Annotated in this window: 15 protein-coding genes; 4 read left to right on the top strand and 11 right to left on the bottom strand. The window is 46.9% G+C overall.

Features of this window, described 5'->3' with window-relative positions; translation table 11 throughout:
• Window positions 1-170: 170 nt before the first annotated feature.
• The 8 genes from H6H02_RS02115 to fraC form a co-directional block, all read right to left on the bottom strand.
• Window positions 171-857: an SAM-dependent methyltransferase gene (locus tag H6H02_RS02115; protein WP_190814124.1), complete on the bottom strand. Its 687-nt coding sequence runs from the start codon at window positions 855-857 to the stop codon at window positions 171-173.
• Window positions 858-1,128: 271 nt separating this feature from the next.
• Window positions 1,129-1,524: a hypothetical protein gene (locus tag H6H02_RS02110; protein WP_190814122.1), complete on the bottom strand. Its 396-nt coding sequence runs from the start codon at window positions 1,522-1,524 to the stop codon at window positions 1,129-1,131.
• A 188-nt stretch (window positions 1,525-1,712) separates the two neighbouring features.
• Window positions 1,713-1,841 (bottom strand): hypothetical protein, encoded by a 129-nt coding sequence (locus H6H02_RS27490; protein ID WP_277922499.1) that lies wholly within the window; start codon window positions 1,839-1,841, stop codon window positions 1,713-1,715.
• A gap of 213 nt (window positions 1,842-2,054) precedes the next feature.
• The gene (gene larE / locus H6H02_RS02105; RefSeq protein WP_190814120.1) at window positions 2,055-2,873 is read right to left on the bottom strand and encodes an ATP-dependent sacrificial sulfur transferase LarE; all 819 of its coding nucleotides are present in this window, start codon (window positions 2,871-2,873) and stop codon (window positions 2,055-2,057) included.
• Between the two features lie 386 nt (window positions 2,874-3,259).
• A complete protein-coding gene (locus H6H02_RS02100; RefSeq protein ID WP_190814118.1) occupies window positions 3,260-5,542 on the bottom strand; it encodes a GAF domain-containing protein in 2,283 nt (760 codons plus the stop codon).
• A gap of 122 nt (window positions 5,543-5,664) precedes the next feature.
• Window positions 5,665-6,492, bottom strand: coding sequence for an ABC transporter permease (locus H6H02_RS02095; protein ID WP_190814115.1), 828 nt, complete (start codon window positions 6,490-6,492; stop codon window positions 5,665-5,667).
• A gap of 171 nt (window positions 6,493-6,663) precedes the next feature.
• Complete coding sequence (locus H6H02_RS02090; RefSeq protein WP_190814113.1) at window positions 6,664-7,662, bottom strand: DUF5357 family protein; 999 nt, start codon at window positions 7,660-7,662, stop codon at window positions 6,664-6,666.
• Window positions 7,663-7,770: 108 nt separating this feature from the next.
• Window positions 7,771-8,307 carry a filament integrity protein FraC gene (gene fraC, locus H6H02_RS02085; RefSeq protein WP_190814111.1) on the bottom strand — a complete coding sequence of 179 codons (537 nt, stop codon included), beginning with the start codon at window positions 8,305-8,307 and terminating at the stop codon, window positions 7,771-7,773.
• A 367-nt stretch (window positions 8,308-8,674) separates the two neighbouring features.
• Between fraC and H6H02_RS02080 the strand changes: the two genes are divergently transcribed.
• The gene (locus H6H02_RS02080) at window positions 8,675-9,820 is read left to right on the top strand and encodes a cob(I)yrinic acid a,c-diamide adenosyltransferase (protein ID WP_190814109.1); all 1,146 of its coding nucleotides are present in this window, start codon (window positions 8,675-8,677) and stop codon (window positions 9,818-9,820) included.
• Window positions 9,821-10,063: 243 nt separating this feature from the next.
• A complete protein-coding gene (locus tag H6H02_RS02075) occupies window positions 10,064-16,852 on the top strand; it encodes a CHAT domain-containing protein (protein WP_190814107.1) in 6,789 nt (2,262 codons plus the stop codon).
• A 100-nt stretch (window positions 16,853-16,952) separates the two neighbouring features.
• Here H6H02_RS02075 and H6H02_RS27485 read toward each other — a convergent pair whose 3' ends face one another.
• A complete protein-coding gene (locus H6H02_RS27485) occupies window positions 16,953-17,087 on the bottom strand; it encodes a hypothetical protein (protein WP_277922498.1) in 135 nt (44 codons plus the stop codon).
• 372 nt (window positions 17,088-17,459) lie between these two features.
• On the opposite strand from H6H02_RS27485, the gene H6H02_RS02070 reads away from it, so the two are divergent.
• Both H6H02_RS02070 and H6H02_RS02065 read left to right on the top strand, forming a co-directional pair.
• Complete coding sequence (locus H6H02_RS02070) at window positions 17,460-18,437, top strand: Hpt domain-containing protein (RefSeq protein WP_190814105.1); 978 nt, start codon at window positions 17,460-17,462, stop codon at window positions 18,435-18,437.
• A gap of 821 nt (window positions 18,438-19,258) precedes the next feature.
• Window positions 19,259-21,499, top strand: coding sequence for a PAS domain S-box protein (locus tag H6H02_RS02065; RefSeq protein ID WP_190814103.1), 2,241 nt, complete (start codon window positions 19,259-19,261; stop codon window positions 21,497-21,499).
• A 130-nt stretch (window positions 21,500-21,629) separates the two neighbouring features.
• Here the strand turns inward: H6H02_RS02065 and hisA are convergent, their stop codons facing one another.
• Complete coding sequence (hisA, locus tag H6H02_RS02060) at window positions 21,630-22,403, bottom strand: 1-(5-phosphoribosyl)-5-[(5-phosphoribosylamino)methylideneamino]imidazole-4-carboxamide isomerase (protein ID WP_190814102.1); 774 nt, start codon at window positions 22,401-22,403, stop codon at window positions 21,630-21,632.
• Window positions 22,404-22,550: 147 nt separating this feature from the next.
• Window positions 22,551-23,153: a hypothetical protein gene (locus H6H02_RS02055; RefSeq protein ID WP_190814100.1), complete on the bottom strand. Its 603-nt coding sequence runs from the start codon at window positions 23,151-23,153 to the stop codon at window positions 22,551-22,553.
• Window positions 23,154-23,315 lie beyond the last annotated feature (162 nt).

The following is a 23,315-nucleotide window of genomic DNA, read 5'->3' as shown; positions in this document are numbered from 1 at the left end:
TTTGGTATATCAAAAGCTGCTAAATAAATAATTAACCTGATTCAGGGTGTTCTTTTCAATAAGAACACCCTGAATCTTTTTTGAAATTTCTTTGAAGAAATAGTATTTCCCTTTGAATAGGCGACCCATATGGGAATGGACAATGGGGAAAAAGTACTTCTTGTACCTATTTACACGACTGACTTTATCTGCAACATTTGATTACCGCCTTTTTGGAATTCGTAGGCTACTGGCTTGATTTCTAGACTGTAGCCTTGCGCTTTTAATTCCTTCATCATTGGCTGAAGGACTGACGACACTTCTCCGGAAATATTTAATAGGGGAAAAATCCGTACCTCAGCAGCAACGCGGCACAATTCCACAATCGAGGCGAGGTGAAAGTCTTCTGAGAAAAAATCCGAATAGGTGAACAACAAGTGACTGCATAAGGCTAAATCGAACTGCCGAGTCTTGAAGGGTAAAACAGGTAACTCAGGGGTTAAATAGCGTCCTTGTTGAATTCCTTGTGGAAAATCTTCTAAAAATTGCTGCATGGCTGACATCCGAATTTGCCCCAAATCCTCTGGTGACTGGATCTCCTGCCAAACGTAGCTATCGAGATCGGCTTGGAGTCCCTCGATAACTTTTTGGTAAGTTTTCTGGATACGCTCTTCGATTTCGTGGTTGGTAAACTGATATATCGGATCGCAGGAGATGACGTTGTAGCCTAGGCGCGTCATCTCAATATTGAAGCTGGCAGGGCCACCGGCACAATCTAGAATGTTTAACTGGAGGTCGTCAGGCGTTAAGTTGAACATCTTGATGTATTCTGCCAGGGAACGCCCCCAAAGAATGACGCTTTCAAGTTTTAATCCCATTTGTTTCGAGCGATCGCATACTTTCCTTCGCTGATTGTAAAATGACCGAATGCCCGGTAGTCAACCAACCAAGATGAAAAAGTGCCTTAAGCAAGCTATTTGAATTTGAGCCACCAGAATTTGCTCAATAGAATGGATTTTTAGTAAAGGCGTGTTTGTGCCATCCCCTACAGAAAATGCCGGGTTTTGTCCCTCAAATGCTACGCCTCCGAATCTACAAAATGACTATCATTTTTTCTTGGTCTGGCGATGTCACTGATCCCTTTCTAGTTTAAGTCTCACCTGTTTCCTCACTGTCTGCCCACGAGTTTTCCGGGTTTGGCAGAGGCTTTGGGGCAAGTTCTGGCTCTCTTTTAATGACTCTCATTGGCTGCAAAGAAATGGCTGATGCTAGTAGAGCAGGCACTCCCACAAGCGTTGTCATGAGCAACGAAGTCAAAAGTGATTCTGCGGCATTCGTAGGTTTCTGTTCGGAGTGATTCTCTAATGAGATTTCTGTTTCTGTTATATTTTTTTGAGGTATCTTGAAAAGTAGCTGTTTGACTACTTTTCCCAGTAAGATAATGGGTAAAGTAATGAGTGCTGCGGGCAGAACTACCAGCCACACAAGTAAGCCGGAAATTAACCAAAATACAGTCGCATATACCATTTCTGAGAGTTTATACATTTCCCTAGCCTTGCCCTCCATTGGTTGCCACACAGCTAACTCATGAGGAATCGTTGTTTGGCTGGAATTGCCTTTTTGCCTAAGCTTATAATCGGGTAGTATCGTCGCCGCACTTCGCCTCGTTATTTTAATTTTAAGGGTACGGCAATCAGGTACCCTACTTTTTGGTTAAGTTGTCAATTAAGAAGTCAGACTTTGATGTACAATTCTTCCCGATTCAAGCTGATTCCGCTTGCCAGAGCGATCGCTTGTTCTCGATCGAAGATGATGTAGACAAAGCCGAAGCTTTCACAACATTTGTTCGCACCATTAGGCATCGTGCCTATGCTGCGAGAGACTTACTATCTTAGGGCATGAGTGATTATTGTCGATCGATTTGTATTAAAACCTGATTTAGTTGCTGGCAGCGATCGCAACTTTTGAGAGGATGGGGGATCGTAATCTCGATCGGCGTTGAGGGGGTAGAAACGTCCCCATCCCCTAGAATCTATTTAACTTTGTACAACTTAACTTTATACAACGCCAGAATTTTAGGCTTTTACTGCCAGCGGTAACACCTGATTGAGTTTGCCGCTGCGGTAGCCTTCTAAATCGAGGGTGACGTAAATAAAGCCGAATTCTTGAAAGGCGGAAACCAGGGTGGGTAAATCGGTGGTGACAACAAATTCTTTAATTTGTTCTGACGGTAACTCGATTCTGGCGGTGTCACCTTCGGAACGAACGCGGAGATTTTTTAACCCTAATTTACGCAGATAGATTTCGGCGCGTCCGACTCGTTGCAGCTTGCTGACGGTGATTTCTTCGCCGTAGGGGAAGCGGGAACTCAGGCAAGGTTGGGCGGGTTTATCCCACCAGGAAAGTCCGAGGTGTTGAGAAAGTTGGCGGACTTCAGCTTTGGTAATGCCTAATTCTGCTAAAGGCGATCGCGCACCCCTCTCTTTTGCTGCTTGAATTCCCGGACGATAATCCCCCAAATCGTCAGCGTTGACGCCATCTACAACGTAGGGATAACCCAGTTGAAGTGCCAGGGGTTTGAGGTTGTCGTGGAGTTCGCTTTTACAAAAATAGCAGCGGTTGACAGGATTCGAGGTGTAATTGGGATTGTCCATTTCGTGCGTCTGTATCACTTGATGGGCAATTCCAATCGCTGCTGCTTGGATTTGGGCGTCTTCGAGTTCTTCTGGGAGGAGGGAAGGAGAAACGGCGGTGACGGCTAAAGCGCGATCGCCCAAAACGTCGTAAGCAATCTTGGCAACCAAGGTACTATCGACGCCCCCAGAATAGGCAATTAATGCCCGATCCATTTCTGCAAAGAGGGTTTTTAGTTGCTCAAGTTTCTGCTTTATCATGGTTTTTTTTAATCGAATCACAACGGACACGAAGAAAGAGAGGACAAACCTCACCCCCTGCCCCTTCGACCTTCACGGAAAGGGAGAAACATATTCCCCTCTCTGTGAACGGGGCTACCGTGTACACACATCTCGTACAGGAGGCGAAACGCTCTCCGATCCCCCTAAATCCCCGCGCTAACGCGCCGCTACGCTAGAAAAAAGGGGGACTTTGATTGGATTTCCCCCCTTTTTAAGGGGGGTAGGGGGGATCAAAACGTTGTGGGACAACATTAGAAGACTTGTGTGTACACGGTAGGTTAACGGGCAGGGGTAGGGGTGGGATTCTACTACCCGCATTAAACTGGTAGCCGAAGAGGTAGCCTTTATTATTAGGCTAACGAATTTCAAGCTTTATTCAATTCGTCTGGTGGCTGGATCGGTAAGTGAAAAGTAAAGCAGCTGCCTTGTCCAAGTTCTGAATCTACGGTGATATTGCCGCCATGAAGGAATGCCAGTTTGCGGGATAAAGCTAAGCCGAGACCCGTTCCTTCATATTGACGATTTAAACCACTATCTATCTGTAGGAATGGTTCAAAAAGGGTGGCATGATTGGCTTTGGCGATACCAATTCCGGTGTCAATCACTGAAAATAAGATCGCGTCTGCGGTTTTTTCTACTTTTAGCGTAACTGAGCCAACGTGTGTAAATTTCACCGCATTAGAGAGCAGATTGACTAAAATCTGCTTCAAGCGCCGATGGTCGCCTACGCAGGTGGTGATGCCTGGGTCAATATCTACAATTAATTGCAATCCTTTATTTTGTGCTGGTTCGCGCACGACTGAAATAGATGCCTGACACACTTCTTCCACTAACAGGGTTTCTAGGCTAAATTCTTCTCGACCCGCTTCAATATTAGATAAATCTAAAAGGTCGTTAATTAGTTCCAATAACTGTTCACCGCAGGATGTAATGGACGTGAGATATTCTTGCTGCTTGTTGTTGAGCAATCCAATAACTTGTTCTAATAGCAGACGAGAAAACCCCAAGATACCAGTTAGCGGAGTTCGCAGTTCGTGGCTCATCGTAGCGATAAATTCGCTTTTGGCACGATTCGCGGCTTCTGAAAGTTGTTTTTCTTGCTCTAATTGTTGGGTACGTTCTTTGACGAGTTGCTCGCTTGCTTCGTAGCTTTGGGCGTTGTAAAGCGCGATCGCAACTTGGTTAGCAATCCTTTCGAGCAGATGAATTTCGTCTTCGGTGAAAGTCCGGTAACGGGTTATAGATTGTAACGAAACGCCACCAAACAGCTGACCGCGAATAAAAATCGGCACTCTCAGCATAGACAGGATTTGTAACTGTTGAATTTGCTCTTCGCGGTTGGGAGAAGAGGGGATGTCTGCGAGTTTTGGAGCATGAAAAACCCGATGAATCGAAGACGGGGAGCCAGGATCTAATACATCGCGGTTTTCTGATAAAGGGAATCGGTGGTTCAAAAGAGAAATGACTTGTTCGCTGACTCGCCATTCTTTGAGAATCTTAAGTTCCTCTGCTTCTAAGGCAAAGATAGCGACTCGGTCAACCCCGAAAAATTCTCCAGTCAGATTCACGATTTCCTGCAAAATATGTTGCGGCTCGAGGCTAGAATTTAAGCTCTGACAGATATTATTTAACAATCGCTCCCGCGTCGCTTGTCGTTGAACTTGATCGAATAGCTGCGCTTGGTGGATAGCGATCGCGCATTGATTCGCAATCGCACTTACCAGAGCAATTTCATCTTCTGTCCATTCCCGTTCGCGAACACATTGATGCAGGCTAATCCCTCCCACGAAGGATTGCTGATACAACATCGGCATTGTAATCATGGAGCAAACTTCATACTCTCTGGCTAATTCTTGCAGTTTGGGTGGAATGCGCTCGTCAATTTGGTTGAGTATCAGCGGCTCACCTTGGGCAAGGGAGGAATGGTAATACTTATAGAAGTCGCAATAGACGCCAATCAAGCTCTGCTTTTGAGGGGTAGATTCGCTGACGAGACAAGCTTGCATTTGATGATTAGGATCGGGCAGAAAAATTAGACACCGACTGAGGTTGAGTGCTTCGTGGAGTAGATTGACGGTGGTTTGCAGCACGTCATCGAGAACCAGCGTTTCTCGCATTGCTTGCACAATGCGGTTGATAATTGCCTCTCGTTGAGCTTGCTGCTGAATTTGGGCAAGGCGATCGCGCTCGATTCGGTGTTGTTCAAATTCGTGGAGCGATCGCATCAAAATCTTTGGCAGATGTTTCATCTGTTCTGAGCGAACAGAGTCGGCGATTTCAGCTTCCGGCGCGATCGCAATCAAAGGAATAAACTGCCCCGATTGCTGGACTAATTCCAATGCTTCTAAGGAGCTTGGGGTATCTGTCAGGGGGTGAGAAGGGGAATTTTCTAGTTCTCCCTGCCTGCCCGTCTTCCCATCTGCTATTGAGCTAATATCCCCGATCCGCTGTACTGACAACACTGCATCGTAGGTGTTTTGCTGCAATTGTTCTCGACAAGCGGCAGATGTAGCGGCAATCTCGTAGGTAAAAACGATGTCTGCTTCCCGCAGTGGATGTGTAATCAGCCCGACATCCTCGCTTGAAGCTATCACAATCAAGAGACGGAGGACATCTGGGGACGGAGCTTGTTGCAGTTGTGGTATCACGAGACAAAGGTACGATCTAGAAACAAGGAGTAACAGACGAAGGATTAGGGGCTAGTTCGCTTCCTTTACTTTCGTGCTGCTTCTATCTAGTTTGTATCGCGAGGCTAGGAACCTGTCTCTGCTTAAAACTCGCGCCGCGAAAAAATTATGATAGCGATCGTTAAGAGAAGGACGGTATACACCAAACCATACAAAGCGTCGGTTAGGAGCGCCACGGAAGAAGGTAAAAGACCATAAACCGCCTGATTTTTTAGGTCTAGCCGAGATAGATCCGGCAATATCACATATAAAGCATTGGCGATCCGTTCGATGTCTACATTCCGACTTAATTTTCCCAGCTCTACTAAATCTCGGCTGGAATGCCCCATTAAATACACTGCAAATGTAAACAAGGTTGCTAGGAGCGAACTTGTAAAAACGCCAAACATCAACGCAGCAGCAGCCAGTAACGACAGCTTAAAAAACAGGTACAGCGCTGAAATCAGAATACTCCGTAGCGGGTAAGAAATCTGACTCAAACTGAGGATGCCAAGATAAACTGCCGTCATGGCTGCCACCAAGACGCCTAAAACGGCTGATAGCCCTAGATGCTTGCCAAGAATAAATTCAATGCGGCTGAGCGGTTTGGGAATTAACACTAAGATGGTGCGCTTTTCGATTTCTTTGTTAATTAACCCAGTGCCCACAAATACAGCAACAATGGTTCCGAGTACATCCATTGCGGCTAATCCAACATCTTTGAGAATTTTATCTTCTGTGGTTGCTGCTACTTCCGGTAACAGCCGCCACGCCGCCACCATTAACAGCGCAAAAAATCCGATGATATAGAGGACGCGATCGCGGATGACTTCCCGAAACCCATTCACTGCGATCGCCCAAATTCTCTTCAAACTTTCGATCGCTGCCTGAAACCCATTGGTTTTCCTCGATTCTACTGTGCTTAAACTCATCGTCCTTCTATATCATCATTGATGATTTCTCTCAACGATTTATATTCTATCCTTGGCACGAAGAAAAAATAGCATTTCTGTTACTAATAGTTAATTTTTCAGGTAATGAACTTCTTCCCCTTTATCAACCGCCTCCTAACTCTATCTAAAAGTCTTTAGATAGAGTGTTCGTCATTCATAGCTTTTTAGTTCGCTGATGGGTTGACAATTGACTTTTGCAACCGCAATATTTTGTACTGCTGTCTGACCGGGCGTCGCACTTGATTGAGTTACGATGGGTTGATAGCTTTGAGTAATTTGACAATTTTTTTCAACATAATAGGCTTCGGTTTGGGAACGAGGACCTTGCCAAACCGCCCGCAATTGTAAGTTATACCCTGAGTTAATTGACCCGATATTATAGGTATAACGCCACCAGAAATCTTCTTCTACTTTCGGAACTTTTTTGACTGCTTCTGCCCGAATAGCTTCAATTCGAGGTTGTGGTTCTAGCAGCCATTTTTCCACTTCTGACCAAGACTTATTCTCTAATTCTTGTACTAACAAGGGTTCCATAAATTCTAGAACGACGGTACCTCTTAGAAGTCTCGTTTGTTGAGATTCCGAGTCAGATACCATCGTTGTTTTTCCAAAATGATCGGAAAGCAAGGTAGGATATTGTTCAAACCAATCTTGAGCAACAAAATAAAATTGAATCCAGCAGCTAATTACCATATTGCTGCCAATCAAAATAATAATATTTTGACGAAATTGCGGTGCTGGCACCTTTAATTTTATCCTTTCATCAAAAAATGTTGGGAAGACAGCAATCACTGATGAAAGCGTAGGCCAAATTATTAAAGCAATTGGGGGAATGCTCCCCGTCCAATCGCCAAATAAAAACATACAGATTAAAGCACCCGTAATCCAGGGTCCAATCGGAATTTTCCCAATTTTAAAGGGGTTTTCTGTCGTAGCCCAACTCACTCCAATAATTAAAAATATCCAAGCGCAATGGGTGATAATACCATGCACTAAATCAGTTGCCAAAAGTGACATTAACCAAGAAAAGAAACTGAGATAAATGAAGGTTTTCCAGGAATAAGCACGGGTAGGAGCTAGGTTTTTCCATAATTCTTTAAAAGTGTTGATTAAATATTTAAAGATAAAAAAGTCAAGAATCGATGCCATATTCGCTAAAAATCCTTATTCAATTAGACTTAGATTGATGACTTCGCGACGATCTGATAAATAAGTGCTTATTTGAAAGCAAGCCAAATGGTTGAAGACGATTAGCGATTAACTAAATCTAGTCCGAATAAATAACATGATTGTAATTGCGGCGAAACTGTAAATGTTGGCCTGAAAAACGGCGTTAATTAAAAGAATATCGGAGTTGAAAGCCAGTAGCCGAAAAGAGCGAGGGTTAGACTTATCTGTTTTTGCTCTTTCCACATGAGTTGGCACTTCTAGTAACAGTTGTAAAATTTCCAATCCTTTCAATTTAACGATAAAGGTGGCAAAGAAGGCAACAAAACTGCTTAAGATTAGCTCTGTCACAATATTGGGTGACTGAGCAAATGAAAAGAAACGGTCAAAAAAGATGTAACTCATTAACTGAGATTTCAGCGACCGGGGAAGCCAAGGATGTATGTAAAAGAACACTATCCAACCCAGAATGGTTGAAAGTAAATTAATCGAAATGGCATAGTCAATGCTTCTTTTACGACTAAGATTTAATCGCCGGTATAAAATGAAGGATTCAATCGCGATCGCAATCAGCAAAAATAAAAATTGAAATAAAATTGCTTGGAGCGGGAAAACATTGGAAAGCATAAGGTTGTCTCTCTGACACCTGGTTAATTAAATTTTGACGTTCGTTTTGACCGGGGTTAGGGCGGGTTGCCCTTCCATTCTTATTCTCCTAACGATTTGAGGAAACCCACGGGTTTTTTAGATAAATAAAGCATATTTGAAATATTCCTAAATAAATAGAACCGGGAGTAGTCGCTTGCGGGTTATGGCTCAGGAGAAGCGAAAAAACAACTAACAAGTGAACGATAGACAATTGACTCCCTATCCCCTACGACCCATTCCCAGTCTCCACTTTAGCTTTAGGGAACGGCGACTGTTAATTCTTTTCACTTTACCCTTCTAAGCTGCTATTGTTAACAGTTTGTGACAGCTAAGATTCATGAGAATTATGAGTAGAATGGGGATCGGCATTCGCACGGCTCAAGTGCGTTCTGAGCGTCTCGTCGGTCAAATTCATGTTTATGACGGGGCGGGGAAGGGAAAATCCCAGGCGGCGCTGGGCGTGGTGTTACGCTCAATTGGACTAGGAATTAATACTGATTCAGCAACGAGAGTGCTGCTGTTGCGGTTTCTCAAAGGACCGGGACGCTCCTACGATGAAGATGGAGCGATCGCAGCCTTACAACAGGGCTTCCCTCACTTGATTGACCAAGTTCGCACAGGTCGGTCAGAATTTTTTGGAGTGGAGGAAATTACCCGCTTTGACCGACAGGAAGCGCAGCGCGGTTGGGATGTGGCAAAAGGCGCGATCGCATCTGACCTCTATTCTGTCCTAGTTCTGGACGAACTGAACCCGTTACTGAACTTGGGTTTATTGCCAGTTGAGGAAGTGGTTCAGACGCTCAAGCACAAACCGCAGGAGTTGGAAGTAATTGTTACAGGTCGGGCTGCCCCCCAACAACTGCTAGAAATTGCGGATTTGCACTCGGAGATGAAGCCGCACCATCCGATTACTGAAGGTCGGGACGGAGTTCTCCTGCCTTTACAGGGAATAGAAATCTATACGGGTGCCGGTAAAGGCAAGTCTACCAGTGCATTGGGTAAAGCATTGCAGGCGATTGGGCGCGGGATTAGTCAGGATCAGTCGCACCGAGTGCTAATTATGCAGTGGCTCAAAGGCGGGACTGGATATACGGAGGATGCTGCGATCGCAGCTTTGCAACAAAGTTACCCGAACTTAGTCGATCATCAGCGCTGCGGACAAGATGCGATTGTCTGGCGCGGACAACAGCAAGAGCTAGACTATGTGGAAGCTGAACGCGGTTGGGAAATTGCTAGGGCAGCGATCGCGTCTGGGCTTTATAAAACGATTATCTTGGACGAACTCAATCCCACCGTTGACTTAGAACTGTTGGATCAACAACCCATCGTAGACGCACTGCTACGCAAACCCCGCGACACGGAAGTGATTATCACGGGGCGTTGTCTAAATCGTCCGGCGTATTTTGACCTTGCCAGCGTCCATTCAGAGATGATTTGTCATAAGCATTACGCTGACAGAGGTGTGGACTTGAAGCGTGGCGTAGATTTTTAGAGTTTCAGCGAGCGATCAAATGGAACCTGCTGTAACCTGCTCTCGGCAGGTTTTGTTTGTGTGCTTGCTGTCGCTGTGTGATTTCAACCGCTCGGAGGAAGAGGTGAGGTAAATCTCCACGAGGGATGATATCAATAATTTCACCAATGCAACTATCCATAGGAGTATTCTAGAAAATAAAATAATTTAGTTAGCACTCGCACAACTTTCGGCAACGAGAGTTAACACCTCCGGAGTCTTCCCATGCTTTTACCCATTTCCCTAGTCATCACGGCATACAACCGGGAGCATTATCTCGCTGCCACGATTGAAAGTATTCTGGCGCAGACTAGGCAAGACTTTGAGCTACTGGTGTGGGATGACGGTTCTACAGATAGAACCGTAGAAATTGCCCGTGACTACGAAGCCCGCGATCGCAGAGTTCGGGTAGTTGCGGCAGAACATCAAGGGCGAGTCAGCGCCTTGCAAGCAGCGATCGCGCAAACCACCGGCACCTACATCGGTTTGGTAGATAGCGACGATTTGCTTGCCCCTACAGCAGTGCAAGAGACAGCAACCGTGCTGGAGGCGAACCCGGAGGTAGGTTTTGTCTACACTGACTACATCGACATCGACCAAAGCGGCAAAGTCATCGACTACGGGAAGCGCTGTCGCATCCCCTACTCCAAAGAGCGGCTTTTGCTCGATTTCATGACCTTTCACTTCCGGTTGATGCGTCGCAGTTTCTTCGACCAAGTGGGGGGAATCGAAGAGTCCTTCGACTACGTTGAAGATTACGATCTGTGCCTGAAGCTGTCAGAAGTTGCCGAAGTACGGCATATTAACAAGCCACTTTACTACTATCGTTGCCATCAGGCGAGTGACTCCCACACCTACACCAAGCAGCAGGCGAAAAACTCCTGCAAAGCGATCGCGCGGGCACTGCAAAGAAGAGGATTAAGCGATCGCTTCTTTGTAAAACTGCACATCCTCAGCCATTTCCCTTTCAACTACAAAGTTTTATTAGTTCGCAAAAAGCAATCAATTTTCGATTACCAATTCTCAATTATCAATTCTCGATTACCGATTGCCAAAAACATCGCCTCTTGTCTTCTCGCCCTCACCTGTAGCCTTTTTCCAACTTTCGCCCAGGCACAATCGATTACCACCGCACCTGATGGCACCAACACCAACGTCACTACTTCTGGCAATCAATTTAATATTACTGGTGGAAAACTTTCAGCCGATGGGGGAAATCTCTTCCACAGCTTCAACAAATTTGGCTTGGAACAGAATCAAATTGCCAACTTTCTTTCTAATCCATCCATTCACAATATCCTGGGTCGCGTCACGGGTGGCAACGCCTCTATCATCAACGGACTAATCCAAGTTTCCGGCAGCAACTCCACTAACTTATACTTGATGAACCCGGCTGGCATTGTGTTTGGTTCGGGTGCCAGCTTGAACGTCCCCGGAAGCTTTACCGCCACTACCGCCACAGGAATTGGAATTGGTGGCAATTGGTTCAATGCCTTTGATCCGAACAATTATGCTGCCTTAGTAGGCACACCCAATCTCTTTGCCTTTACGACATCCCAACCGGGTAGCATTATCAATGCTGGGAATTTAGCCGTGGGAGAGGGAAAAAATCTCACTCTCATCGGCGGTACCGTCATTAACACCGGACAACTCAAAGCACCAGGCGGTAATATCACCGTAGCCGCCGTACCGGGCAAGAAGACGGTGCAGATATCGCAAGCGGGAAACGTGCTGAGTTTAGAAATTCAGCCATCCGCCTTACCCTCCACCTTCAACGCCCAGCTACCCAATCCCCCCTCCCTACCGCAATTACTAGCAGGTGGAGATGTCGCTAATGCCACCAAAATGACCGTTAATAGCGCCGGACAAGTGGTGCTAAGCGGATCGGGGATTACCATTCCCACAGAACCGGGAACTGCAATTGTCTCAGGTAAGCTGGATGCCTCCAACACCCAAGCCAGTAAAGTGGGCGGTGCGATCGCTGTATTAGGTAATCAAGTTGGTTTAGTCGGAAACGCCAGCGTTAATGCCTCCGGAGATGCAGGCGGCGGTAAAGTATTGATTGGCGGAGATTATCTGGGCAAAGGCAGCGTACCCAATGCTACTTTCACCTTTGTCGGCGCAGATGTGACACTCAATGCCGATGCCATTACCAATGGCAATGGCGGTAAAGTAATTGTTTGGTCAGATCAAGCCACCCGTACTTATGGCACCATTACCGCCCGTGGCGGCGCTCAAGGAGGTAACGGCGGATTTATCGAAACTTCCGGCAAAGTCTCCCTAGATGTCACCAAAGCAGCAGATGCGAGTGCCCCTAAAGGTCTTCCCGGCACCTGGCTGCTTGATCCTCGTAACGTTACCATTGACGCAGCTCCTACCAGTAACGGTATTTTTAATGAAGGATTTCCTGAAAATATTTTCACTCCCACTGGTGATGACGCAGTAGTTAATAAGGCAACTATTGAGAGTTCGCTAAATGGAGGAACCAACGTCACTATCACGACGGGAACTACAGGTAGTCAGGCGGGTGACATTACTCTGCTGCCTGGGGTAAATATTGGCGCAGGATATTTTTCTGGTACTGTCACTCTCACCCTGGAAGCAGCCAATAACATTACCCTCAATGGCTCAATCACCGGCACTGGCTCTGGACTGAATGTAGTGCTTCGAGGTCAAGGAGGTGCGGACAGTCGAGCTAACAATGTAACAATTAATGCTCCCATTAACACGGGTCGCGGTGACTTCAGTAGCCTGAGCAACACTTTTAACAGTAGCGCTACTACCATTACCACTCAAGGCGGGAATATCAACATTGATGCTACTGGCAACATTACCACAGGCCCCCTCAACGCCAGCTCTACTTTTTTTAATGGTGGAAATATTGACCTAATAACAAGTGCAGGTGGCAAGATCGCAATTGGAGGCAATCTCAATTCCTCTGGGGGTGCTTATGGTTCCGGATACGATATCACCCTCACTGGCGATGTCTTGCTCAGCAACAACACCACATTTACCACAATCGGTGGAACTGGTTATGGGGACGGTGACATCGAAATCACCGGAACAGTCAATGGCACGGGTGCAGGCGGTCAAAACCTGACGCTGAATGCAGACACGGGTGACATTACATTTGGGAACGCAGTGGGCAACCTTACCCCCATCGGCAACCTGACTGTTAATAGTGCCTCAAATGTCACTTTAAACGGCAGCGTTACTACAAGCAGTGGCAGCACCATTAGCTTCAACAATGGGGGGGTGACGTTGAATGCTCCCGGAACCATGACGCTGACAGCAGATGAGATTGACTTTAACGGGGGAGTTGGGTCAGTTGTTGACACTTTTGGTACGACAGCAGGTGAGATCGTTCTCGCACCTGCAACAGCGAACCGCAATATTCAAATTGGCGGAGCATACAATGTACCAGGCTCTTTGAGCCTAACAACGAGCGATTTTAACGCCTTTCAGCCCACCCTCACGAGACCCTTCAGAATCGGAGGAGCCAACGCTACCGGCACTATCACCGTCGATTCTGGGGGCATCCTGTTCCCCAGCGCAGTGACGATGCAAACGCAGAATGGGATCGCAGTCAACGGCTCGATTACCAACAGCAGCGGTTTTGTAAAACTGATTGCACCAACCACAACTCTGAACGCAGACATCAACACCTTGGGAAGACTCATCTCGATTGAAGGCAATCTATTACTAGGTAATGATGTTATTCTGAATACAGATAATGGTGCGGGATTAAAACCCATCACCATCACTGGAACGGTCAATGGCACGGGTGCAGGCGGTCAAAACTTGACCTTGAGTTCAGGTAATTCTGACGTGACATTCGGTGGCGCGATTGGGGACATTACGCCCATCGGCAACTTGACGGTTAATACTGCTTCCAAAGCGATTCTGAACGGTAACGTTACCACAACTAGCGGCAGCACCATCAGTTTCAACACTCCCGTGACGTTGAATAACAATGCAACCCTAACCGCAGACGAGATTGACTTTAATGGGGTTGTCAGCGGTGCAGGATACCAAATTGGACTGGCACCCGCAACGGCATCGAAAAATATTCAGGTTGGGAATGCGACTCCTGTAACCGATAGTTTGAATCTGACGGCGGCAAAGTTGGGACAATTGCAAGATGGCTTTAGCGCGATTACGATTGGACGACTTGACGGCAGTGGTGCCATTACGATCGACAGTGCGGGTGTCACCTTCAAAGATCCTCTCACCATTCAAGCCCCCTCTGGCTCAGTGGCGGTTAATGGCACGATTACAGGCACAGGGGACGCCTCCATTACCCTCAATGCTGGATTAACCACTCTCAACGCAGATATCACTACCGCCGATCAAAACATTACTATCAAAGGCGATACGCTTCTGGGTAAAGACATCACCCTCAGTACCGGCGCTCAAGGGGGTGGTGATATTGATCTCAGTGGCAAGACAAACGGAACGGGCGCAGGCGGTCAAAATCTCACCCTAACTGCCGGTACGGGCAGCATTGAAATCGCTGATGCAGTAGGCAACAGCACCTCCATTGGAGCCTTAACTGCTAACACCAGTGGCTTCACTAGCTTGGATGGCAGCATCAATGGAGCTAGCGTGACGATTCAGGGGAGTAGCGTCATTGGCGGAAATGTCACCACCAGCGGAATTCAAAACTATGGCGGCGACGTTTCCCTCGTTACTCAAAACCCCATAGAACTCAGCAGTAGCGCTGGCTCAATTACCTTTGGCGGTATCCTCGCAAATAGCGGCAATGCTAGCGACCTAACCATCAGTGCCAGCAGTGATGTCACTTTCCAGGATGCAGTGGGAGAAAATGGTGATTTTCTAGATAGTCTGACCGTGAATAGCGGCAACAATGTCATTGCAAAAGATATTACGGCTGCCGGGATTAAAATAACAGCAAGCAATAGTATCAGTACAGGTTCGCTCAATACTAGCAAGACGACGGGAAATGGGGACGCGATCGCTCTTACTGCTAAAAACAACCTTACTACCGCTAACATCGACTCTCACTCTGATAATGGGGTTGGCGGAAATATCACCCTCATCAGCCAAACAGCCGCGATAAACACCGGAAATCTCACCGCCTCAGGCACCACTAAAGGCGGGAATATTTTTGTATCTGCCATTGACAGCATTACAACGCTGGGAATTAATTCCAGCGCCAGCTTCGGAGATGCTGGCAATGTCACCCTTGACCCCGAAAACGACATTCAAGTTAGCTTCATTAATGCCCAAGGCGGAACTGGGGGCAAAGGGGGCATCGTTGACATTACCACCGAAAGTCTGTTTCGGGCTACGGGTACCTTCACCGACCAAAATGGGCAAAAAGCAAGTATTTCCGCCGCTGGGGGTGCCGGTGAAGGTGCCATCATCCTGCGCCACGGAGGCGGTTCCAAAGACGTTCCCTTCGTTGTCGGCAAAGCTAGTAATAACGGCACAGCCGGAGTATTAACAACTGGGTCAGGCAATACAATTGCTTCAGGCTCTTTCCCCGGCAGCTATACTCAGGGAAAGATTCAAATCATCACCGCAGATCAACCATCCTCACCGAGTCCCCTGCCAGAGGAAATCAAGCCTCCACAGGAAACGCTAACGCCCCAATTTTCGGTGTCTGCCAGTCTGGATCTCGCGGAAGTTGACACCTTGTTGGCTGATTTAGACGAACAGTTCACGCGCCAGTTTGAGCAATATTTTAGTGGAAGTGCGGATACTCCGATTAAAACCCTCACCGAAGCCCGTGAGATTCTTCAAAACATTGAAAAATCGACTGGGATAAGACCGGCAGTTATCTACATCGCTTTTGTTCCTGCCACGGCGGCACCTCCTTCAGCCACAGACAAAACTCTATTACCCGCAACATCGCCAGAATCAGGCATCCTTTGGCAGTTCAATCCCCAAGGCTTTGCCCTTACTCAAGCATCCCCGCAACCCGCCGCTACTCCCTCTACCAGTCCCCCCGCCCAAGACAATGACCAACTCGAATTAATCGTCGTCACTGCCAAAGGGCAACCGATTCGGAAACGGGTGCAGGGGACAACACGCGAGGAAATTCTCAAAGTCGCTAAAAAATTCCGCAGCGAAATCACCAACCTCAGAAAACCCAATGGCTACCTGGAACCATCTCAAGAACTTTATCAGTGGATGGTGGCACCCTTAGAAGCCGATTTACAAGCCAGAGGTATCCAGAATCTGGTATTTATCATGGATACGGGTTTGCGATCGCTCCCAATGGCTGCCCTCCACAATGGTCAAAAGTTCTTGGTAGAAAACTACAGTATCGGCATGATGCCCAGTCTCAGCCTCACCGATACCCGCTATGTGAGTATCAAGAACGCTCAAGTTTTAGCAATGGGCGCGTCGAAATTTACTGAGCTGAATCCTTTACCAGCCGTGCCCATAGAATTATCTATCATCACTCCAAAGCTGTGGTCGGGGAAATCTTTCCTCAACGAGAAATTTACTCTAGGAAATCTCAAGGCACAGCGTCAGCAACAGCCTTATGGAATTATCCACCTGGCAACGCATGGCGAATTTAAACCTGGGAAGATGGAAAACTCCTACATTCAGTTATGGGATACCAAGCTACGACTCAACCAGCTGCGCCAATTGGGCTGGAATGACCCGGCAGTGGAATTGTTGGTACTGAGTGCCTGTCGCACCGCGCTGGGCGATGAACAAGCAGAGTTAGGCTTTGGTGGCTTAGCAGTGCTGGCAGGGGTGAAGTCATCTGTAGCCAGTTTATGGTATGTCAGTGATGAGGGAACTCAAGGATTCATGGCGGATTTCTACGCTCAATTGAAAACAGCCCCGATCAAGTCAGAAGCATTACGGCAAGCGCAGGTAGCAATGCTCAAGGGGAAGGTACGCTTGGAGGGAGGCGAACTGCGCCTTCCCACAGGAAACATCAAGCTGCCACCCGAACTCGCCAATCGGGGCGATATGCCGATGACGCATCCTTATTACTGGGCAGCTTTCACGATGATTGGCAATCCTTGGTAAGAGGAGTAAGGGCTGAGGACTGAGGACTTAGGGCCGAGGGGTGACGTAGAGAAGATGGTACTTGCATTCAGCCTATCAAGCTATTCACTTAGGATGATGCTCATTCAGTGCGCGATCGCTCTTGATCGTAGGTGGCATTGAGCAAGGTGGAATCCAAGAATGCTGATAGCATTCCTAACTGATGTGGAAAATTCTCTATTTCTTTTCTCTGCGTCCTATCGCGAAGAGAGCGCATGGCTGAGCGCATAAGACAAGGAACGCGAAAATTGAATCCAGTGACTTCACCCGTAAACAGGCACCTGTGAAGTGTTGTTTGTTTTACAAGCCGATCGTTCGCCTTTCGCCTTTTTGAACCTTAGTTATAAAATACTTTCACGTAATGGCAGAATTAGCACTTGCTAATTTAAGTATTGCTACCAAGCTTTAAATTGGCTGTTTCGGCTATTTTAGGAACAGTCTCCAATGCATATCAAACTTAGCTGCGCTTCAATCTGAGGCGTGCCGACAGGAACAGGGGTAAACAGTGCCTAGTGGAAAATCTGCTGCCAGGAATGACTCCCCCCTAATCGGGTGACTACACAAAATTGTTGTTTTGAGGAATGCTGCCGTGGAATCGGGAAAAATTTTGGGCTTTTTCATCGAGGAGGCAAAAGAACACCTCGAAACCTTGGAAAAAGGGCTACTGGATCTGCGAGCCGTGATGGCAGATCAAGAAAGGATTAATGAAATGTTTCGCGCCGCCCATTCCGTCAAGGGAGGGGCAGCGATGCTGGGCTTTAACAGTATTCAAAAAGTTTCCCATCGATTTGAGGATTGTTTCAAGCTCCTCAAAGAACACCCAGTTAACATCGATAGCGATCTTGAGTCCATGTTTTTAAAAGGGTATGACACCCTTAAAGACTTAGTTGACCGCCTTCAAGGCCCATTTGGTCTTCGGGAAGAGGAGGGCGAGAAAATCATGCAAGCGGCAGAACCTCATTTCGCTGAGTTACAGGCACACCTTAACCGTCTGCTTGGGCCGGCAGGAAGTGGGCAAGAAGCGGGCAAAACATCAACTCCAGATATTTCTGCTCAGGTAACTGGGGTGCTAAAACAAATGTTGCCGCTGTTCAAACAAGCAGAAACGCCCGCAAATCGTCAACAACTTTGCACTTTGTGCAGTCGCCTCTTACCAATGAGTGCGGAAATCAAAACTTGGCAAGTGCTAGTAAAAACTGCACATCGAGCGATCGCGAATCCTAAAAATAATTATGCCACCCTGGCACCGATTGTGATTAAGGAACTCAAGCAGGCTAGCGATCTGTTGCCACACGGCAAAACTGATGCGATCGCTCCGAGTGCCAGCTTGCGGCTGTTGGCAGCGTCCCCAGCCGCAACTGCCGCTCCCATACCAACGGCAAAGGTGGCAGTTGGGGTAGGGGCACCGGGGGCAGCCAATCCAGGGGAGCCAAAACCCACTCCGACTTCTGTCAAACAAATCGCTGTGCCTGTAGAACCTAGGGCAGCGGCAAAGGTTTTGGCTCAAGTGTTTAATAAAGAGCAACTGCTGCTGCTGGCAAAGTTACTCCACCAAGCTTCACGCTGATTATCTCAACCACAAGACGCGGCTGCTTTTGCACAAATTTTGCCCAAAGGGCGATCGCTCTCCATTGGCATGAAGTATCAAGCGCTGCTACCCTCCCTTTGTTCAACCCGCTACAGAATAAACCGATGGGGCAGTCTCCGAAGCACTGCCCCATCATTTATTTGTGCAATCGTATTTGTGCAATCGGGCGAATCTTCATCATTTGTACATCTGTTTTTTCTTAATCGATAAATAGGTATAAAAACTGGTTTTTTCCTTTCACTTTAATTTTTTTATTAAAAGTTTCCGTAAGGTTATGTGTAAAAAATAGTGAGTACTGGCTTTTCATTGACCGATTAAATTTTTTGAGACAGTTCCTATGCTAAATGCTGAAGAATAACTGGCAAAAATTAGCTTTGTTACTATGAAGAAAAAACAATTTTTATTTAAATATTTGAAAATATGTACAGAAATGATGAATATTTACTCATTCCTTTAACTAAATTTTCTGGAAACAACTTCTTTCAGACTAAAAATTCCCATCGAAGGTTATAACGGATACCAGGACAAGCTCAAAACCCTTAGATACGCTAAAGAATGATGTAACTTTTAGAAAAAATAAGCATCTATCTATTTGTAGACAGACGTGTTAATTTGGTGGCTTCAAAAAATTAAATCAACTACTTTGGAAGTTACGACTCAGGGTATATGCAGGTCTACAGAGAAAAAGGCTATACCAGAGTAGAGAGAAAAGGGTGTATCCAGTCCAACGGCTGAACGAGTTAAAAAAAATTGACATAACAAAAACTCCAGGTACTCAGCCAGTGCCTTGATTGAAAGCTATGCGAAGTTTACAAGCGAATCAGCAAGGCGCTGCCCAATCAGCGCCCAGGATGGATACTTTTCCTCAGGTACTTCTGAGCGAACTGCCAGTTGGTGTGTTGGTGATGGGAGCGCAAGGGGAAATCCGCTTTACAAATCAGGCGGCACTGGACTTGCTGGATTTAACGGCAGACCAGATGCTAGATCAAACGCCGCTCGATCCCGCTTGGCACGTCATCCAAGAGAATGGAACACCATTTCAGATGAAACTCCATACGGCACCAGTCCGGGCAAAGCAAGCGTTGTTGCTGCTTTCGACCCGACAATCGCTGCGAAAGCTGGTGCTAGGGGTTTATAGACCGACAAAGCGCGATCGCGTCTGGCTATCTGTGAATACCGAACCGCAGTTAGATCCCGATGGTTGCGTCGAGCAAGTCGTCTGCACGCTGAGTGAAATCACCAACCAAAAAGCAAGCGAACAACTCTCAAAAATCAATGAATGTTTTTCGGGTCTTGGTTCCGACCCGGATGAGAATATTAACCGCATCACGGCATCCGCAGGGGAATTACTCGGTGGCGCTTGGGCAGTCTACAATCGGCTGCATCAAGGGTTACTGTGGTCTTGGGGTCAATGGCAAACCCCGTCGGAATTTTCAAATGTAGGCGATCCGGATGGGCATCTCTGTTATGACGTAATTCAGCAGGGAAGTGACCAGACCTATGTTGTTCAGGATTTGCCAAACACCTCCTACGCACAAACCGATCCTTGGGTAATTCCTTACCAATTACAAAGCTACATAGGGCAAGCTGTGAGATGCGCGGGTGAATATATCGGCTCACTTTGCGTGGTTTATCAGAACCAGTTTGTTCCCACAGAATCTGACAAGAAGCTGATGGGGATTATGGCTGCCGCAATTGGTGTAGAAGAAGAACGCAAGCGGGAAGCAGTGGTGTGGGCGCAAAATGAGGGGAAATGGCGATCGCTACTGCAAAACAGCTCTAATTTGATCACCATTTTGGAAGCCGATGGCACCATCAAATACGCCAGTCCTGCCATTGAAGGCATTTTAGGATACAAACCAAAAGAATTAATCGGCAAAAATACCTTTGATCTTGTTCACCCAGAGGACGTTTCTTTAGTCAAAAGCGATTTTCAAGGTGTCCTCGAAAATTTAACAACTGCTATATCCATTGAGTTTCGATTTCAGCACAAAGATGGTTCGTGGCGTTATATCGAAGCAACCCACAGCAATCTGGTGATGGATGCACCAGGGGTTCGCATTGTGGTGAACTCTCGTGACATTAGCGATCGCAAACTCGCTGAGGCAGCTTTAATTCAATCGGAAGCCCAGCTGAGAGAAAAAGCGGCTCAATTGGAACAAGCTTTACACGAACTGCAACAAACTCAAAGTCAACTGGTACAAACCGAAAAAATGTCCAGTTTGGGGCAGTTAGTCGCAGGTGTTGCCCACGAAATTAACAACCCCGTTTCCTTTATCTACGGGAATCTTCCCTACGCCACTGAGTATACTCAAGACCTGCTACACCTCGTTCACCTCTACCAACAGGAATATCCAGAACCAACACCCGCTATTCAAGAAGCAGCGGAAGGACTGGATATAGATTTCCTCAGTGACGACCTTCCAAAACTGATGAATTCCATGCAAGTGGGTGCTGAACGGATTCGGCAAATCGTGCTGAGCTTGAGGAACTTCTCTCGTCTAGATAAGGCGGCAAGAGAGCCTTTCGATCTTCACAATGGTATTGATAACACTTTACTTTTGTTGCAACATCGCCTGAAACCAAAAGCAGGACGCACTGAGATCCAGATAGTTAAAGAGTATGACAATCTGCCCCGTGTTGATTGCTATGCTGGGCAAATCAATCAGGTATTTATGAATATCCTGAGTAATTCGATTGATGCCCTAGAAGAGTCAATCATCAATGGTCAATGGTCAGTAGTCAGTCGGAAAGCAACTGACGTTCCTACCATTCGGATTCGCACGGAACTGGCAAATGACAATAAAGTGGTCATCCGGATTACTGATAATGGTCCGGGGATACCACCCGAAGTGCAGCAACATATATTTGACCCTTTCTTTACCACCAAACCAGTCGGTCAAGGTACCGGATTAGGGTTGTCAATCAGCTACCAGGTTGTTGTTGAAAAACACGGCGGGGTCCTGAAGTGCCAGTCGGCACCAGGAGAAGGAACGGAATTCTGCATTGATCTGCCCGTTCGTCTTCCCCAACCGGACTAACCCCCTAGCCCCGCACTCTGTGCCGCTGATGCTAACGTCGGGGAGGGGTTTGGGGAGAGGTCAAAAATTGAATTCACTCGCAGTATCCAGATAGAGAAAGACGCGCAGTTGCGCGTCTTTCGAGCAAGTGTCAAGCAAAAGTAGAAAAGCCCAAATCTGGCGGGACATCTTGGATGCGTCCTGGCCCGATTGCTTGCAAGGCGGCTTTGAGCGAAACATCACCTGTGTAGAGGGCGCGACCTACAATCACACCACTGACTCCCAAAGGTGCGAGTCCTAATAAACTTAACAAGTCAGTAATCGAGCTAACACCGCCAGAGGCAACAATGGGGATAGAAATAGCATTGGCAAGTTCTCTTAATGCCTCTAAATTAGGGCCAGAAAGCGTGCCATCTCGATGAATATCGGTGTAGATAATGGCAGCAGCCCCTAATTGCTGCATTTGCTTAGCCAAATCGATAGCCGCCACTTCAGACGTTTCTAACCAGCCTCTCGTGGCAACTCGTCCATTCCGGGCGTCAATTCCTACGATAATTTGCCCTGGAAATTCTTGGCAAAGTTCTTCTACCAGTTGGGGTTGTTCTACGGCTACGGTTCCCAAGATTACCTGCTTCACACCCATGTTTAGCAGCTGAGAGACTGAGTTTTTGTCGCGCAAGCCGCCCCCGACTTGTATTTCTCCGGGTACTGCTTGTAAAATCGCTTCAATTGCCTGTCGGTTGACCAGTTGACCTGTCTTCGCACCGTCTAGGTCTACGATATGGAGTCGGGTTGCCCCCTGTTCTACCCACTGTTTAGCAATATTTGCGGGGTTGTCATCAAAAACTTGCGATCGCGCATAGTCTCCCTGATATAACCGCACGCACCGACCTTCTAGCAAATCAATCGCTGGAATTACATTCATCTTCAGCTATTCAAATAATCAAATGAGTAGGGTGGGCAGCGCCCACCCTACTCAGTCCAGACTATCAGCTAACAGCTATCAGCTAGCAGCTAATTGTTGTGGCAGCCCAAACAACTCTTCGAGATAATCGGGCGTCAGAGTTTGGTTCTAGTGACGTAGCTGCACCATGAGTCGGGCAAATGTGAAAACTAATTCTAGCGCGTACAAAGCATAGCCGATTTGCAAGACATCGTTGCCTTTTGGACGTTCGCTCTGGTGATGTTTGAGAAGACCCATTAAATTTTTAGTATTTCCCTGCAAACGGGTTAGATAGGAATCTCCAAAAGCCCAACGACTAATCCCCCAAAATTTTGCTAGATGGTTAATTTCGTCTTGCATGGGTTGAGCGATCGCTTGTTGCAATGCCCCTATCGAATGAGCCATTAACCAGAGATATACGGACGTTGCTCGCCACTCGGTTGTGATTTGGGCGATCGCGTGTTGATAAACATCTTCTCGCAGATTTCCACTCGATTCATAGCCTTTTACTGAGTTTGGATGGGATTGCAGTTTTTTACCCATTAATTGTTGATAAATTTTGCTAAAAGTGGGACGCTGTTGCCGTTCTTCTTTCTCCCATATTCCTACTTCTAGCACTGAGTTATCCGCTGCAAAGGTACCGCCCACAAATCGTGCCATTGGAAAGTGTGCTGCCTGCAAATAATCCCAGCTTTCCTTAGCATAAGCGCGAATCGGCGTTTCAATCTCCACCGCATTGACAACTGTGGCAACAAATAATTTGGAAGCGACACCGATAAGTTGACTAGAATTAATTGCTTGCCAATCAATCGGTTCCCAGTGGCGCTGATGAAGATTTTCAAACTGCCTTGGTAAGATGGGTAGTGAGTGAAAAAGGGTGGGCCGTACCCACCC

The organism is Coleofasciculus sp. FACHB-1120, from assembly GCF_014698845.1.
Taxonomy (GTDB): Bacteria; Cyanobacteriota; Cyanobacteriia; order Cyanobacteriales; family FACHB-T130; genus FACHB-T130.
Note: the sequence above shows the minus strand (reverse complement) of the source record. Positions and strands in the feature narration are given on the sequence as shown.

Coding starts and splice junctions, on each gene's coding strand:
- H6H02_RS02115 (WP_190814124.1), bottom strand. CDS start 857: ATGGGATTAAAACTTGAAAGCGTCATTCTTTGGGGGCGTTCCCTGGCA.
- H6H02_RS02110 (WP_190814122.1), bottom strand. CDS start 1,524: ATGTATAAACTCTCAGAAATGGTATATGCGACTGTATTTTGGTTAATT.
- H6H02_RS27490 (WP_277922499.1), bottom strand. CDS start 1,841: ATGCCTAATGGTGCGAACAAATGTTGTGAAAGCTTCGGCTTTGTCTAC.
- larE (WP_190814120.1), bottom strand. CDS start 2,873: ATGATAAAGCAGAAACTTGAGCAACTAAAAACCCTCTTTGCAGAAATG.
- H6H02_RS02095 (WP_190814115.1), bottom strand. CDS start 6,492: ATGAGTTTAAGCACAGTAGAATCGAGGAAAACCAATGGGTTTCAGGCA.
- H6H02_RS02090 (WP_190814113.1), bottom strand. CDS start 7,662: ATGGCATCGATTCTTGACTTTTTTATCTTTAAATATTTAATCAACACT.
- fraC (WP_190814111.1), bottom strand. CDS start 8,307: ATGCTTTCCAATGTTTTCCCGCTCCAAGCAATTTTATTTCAATTTTTA.
- H6H02_RS02080 (WP_190814109.1), top strand. CDS start 8,675: ATGAGTAGAATGGGGATCGGCATTCGCACGGCTCAAGTGCGTTCTGAG.
- H6H02_RS02075 (WP_190814107.1), top strand. CDS start 10,064: ATGCTTTTACCCATTTCCCTAGTCATCACGGCATACAACCGGGAGCAT.
- H6H02_RS27485 (WP_277922498.1), bottom strand. CDS start 17,087: ATGCGCTCTCTTCGCGATAGGACGCAGAGAAAAGAAATAGAGAATTTT.
- H6H02_RS02065 (WP_190814103.1), top strand. CDS start 19,259: ATGCGAAGTTTACAAGCGAATCAGCAAGGCGCTGCCCAATCAGCGCCC.
- hisA (WP_190814102.1), bottom strand. CDS start 22,403: ATGAATGTAATTCCAGCGATTGATTTGCTAGAAGGTCGGTGCGTGCGG.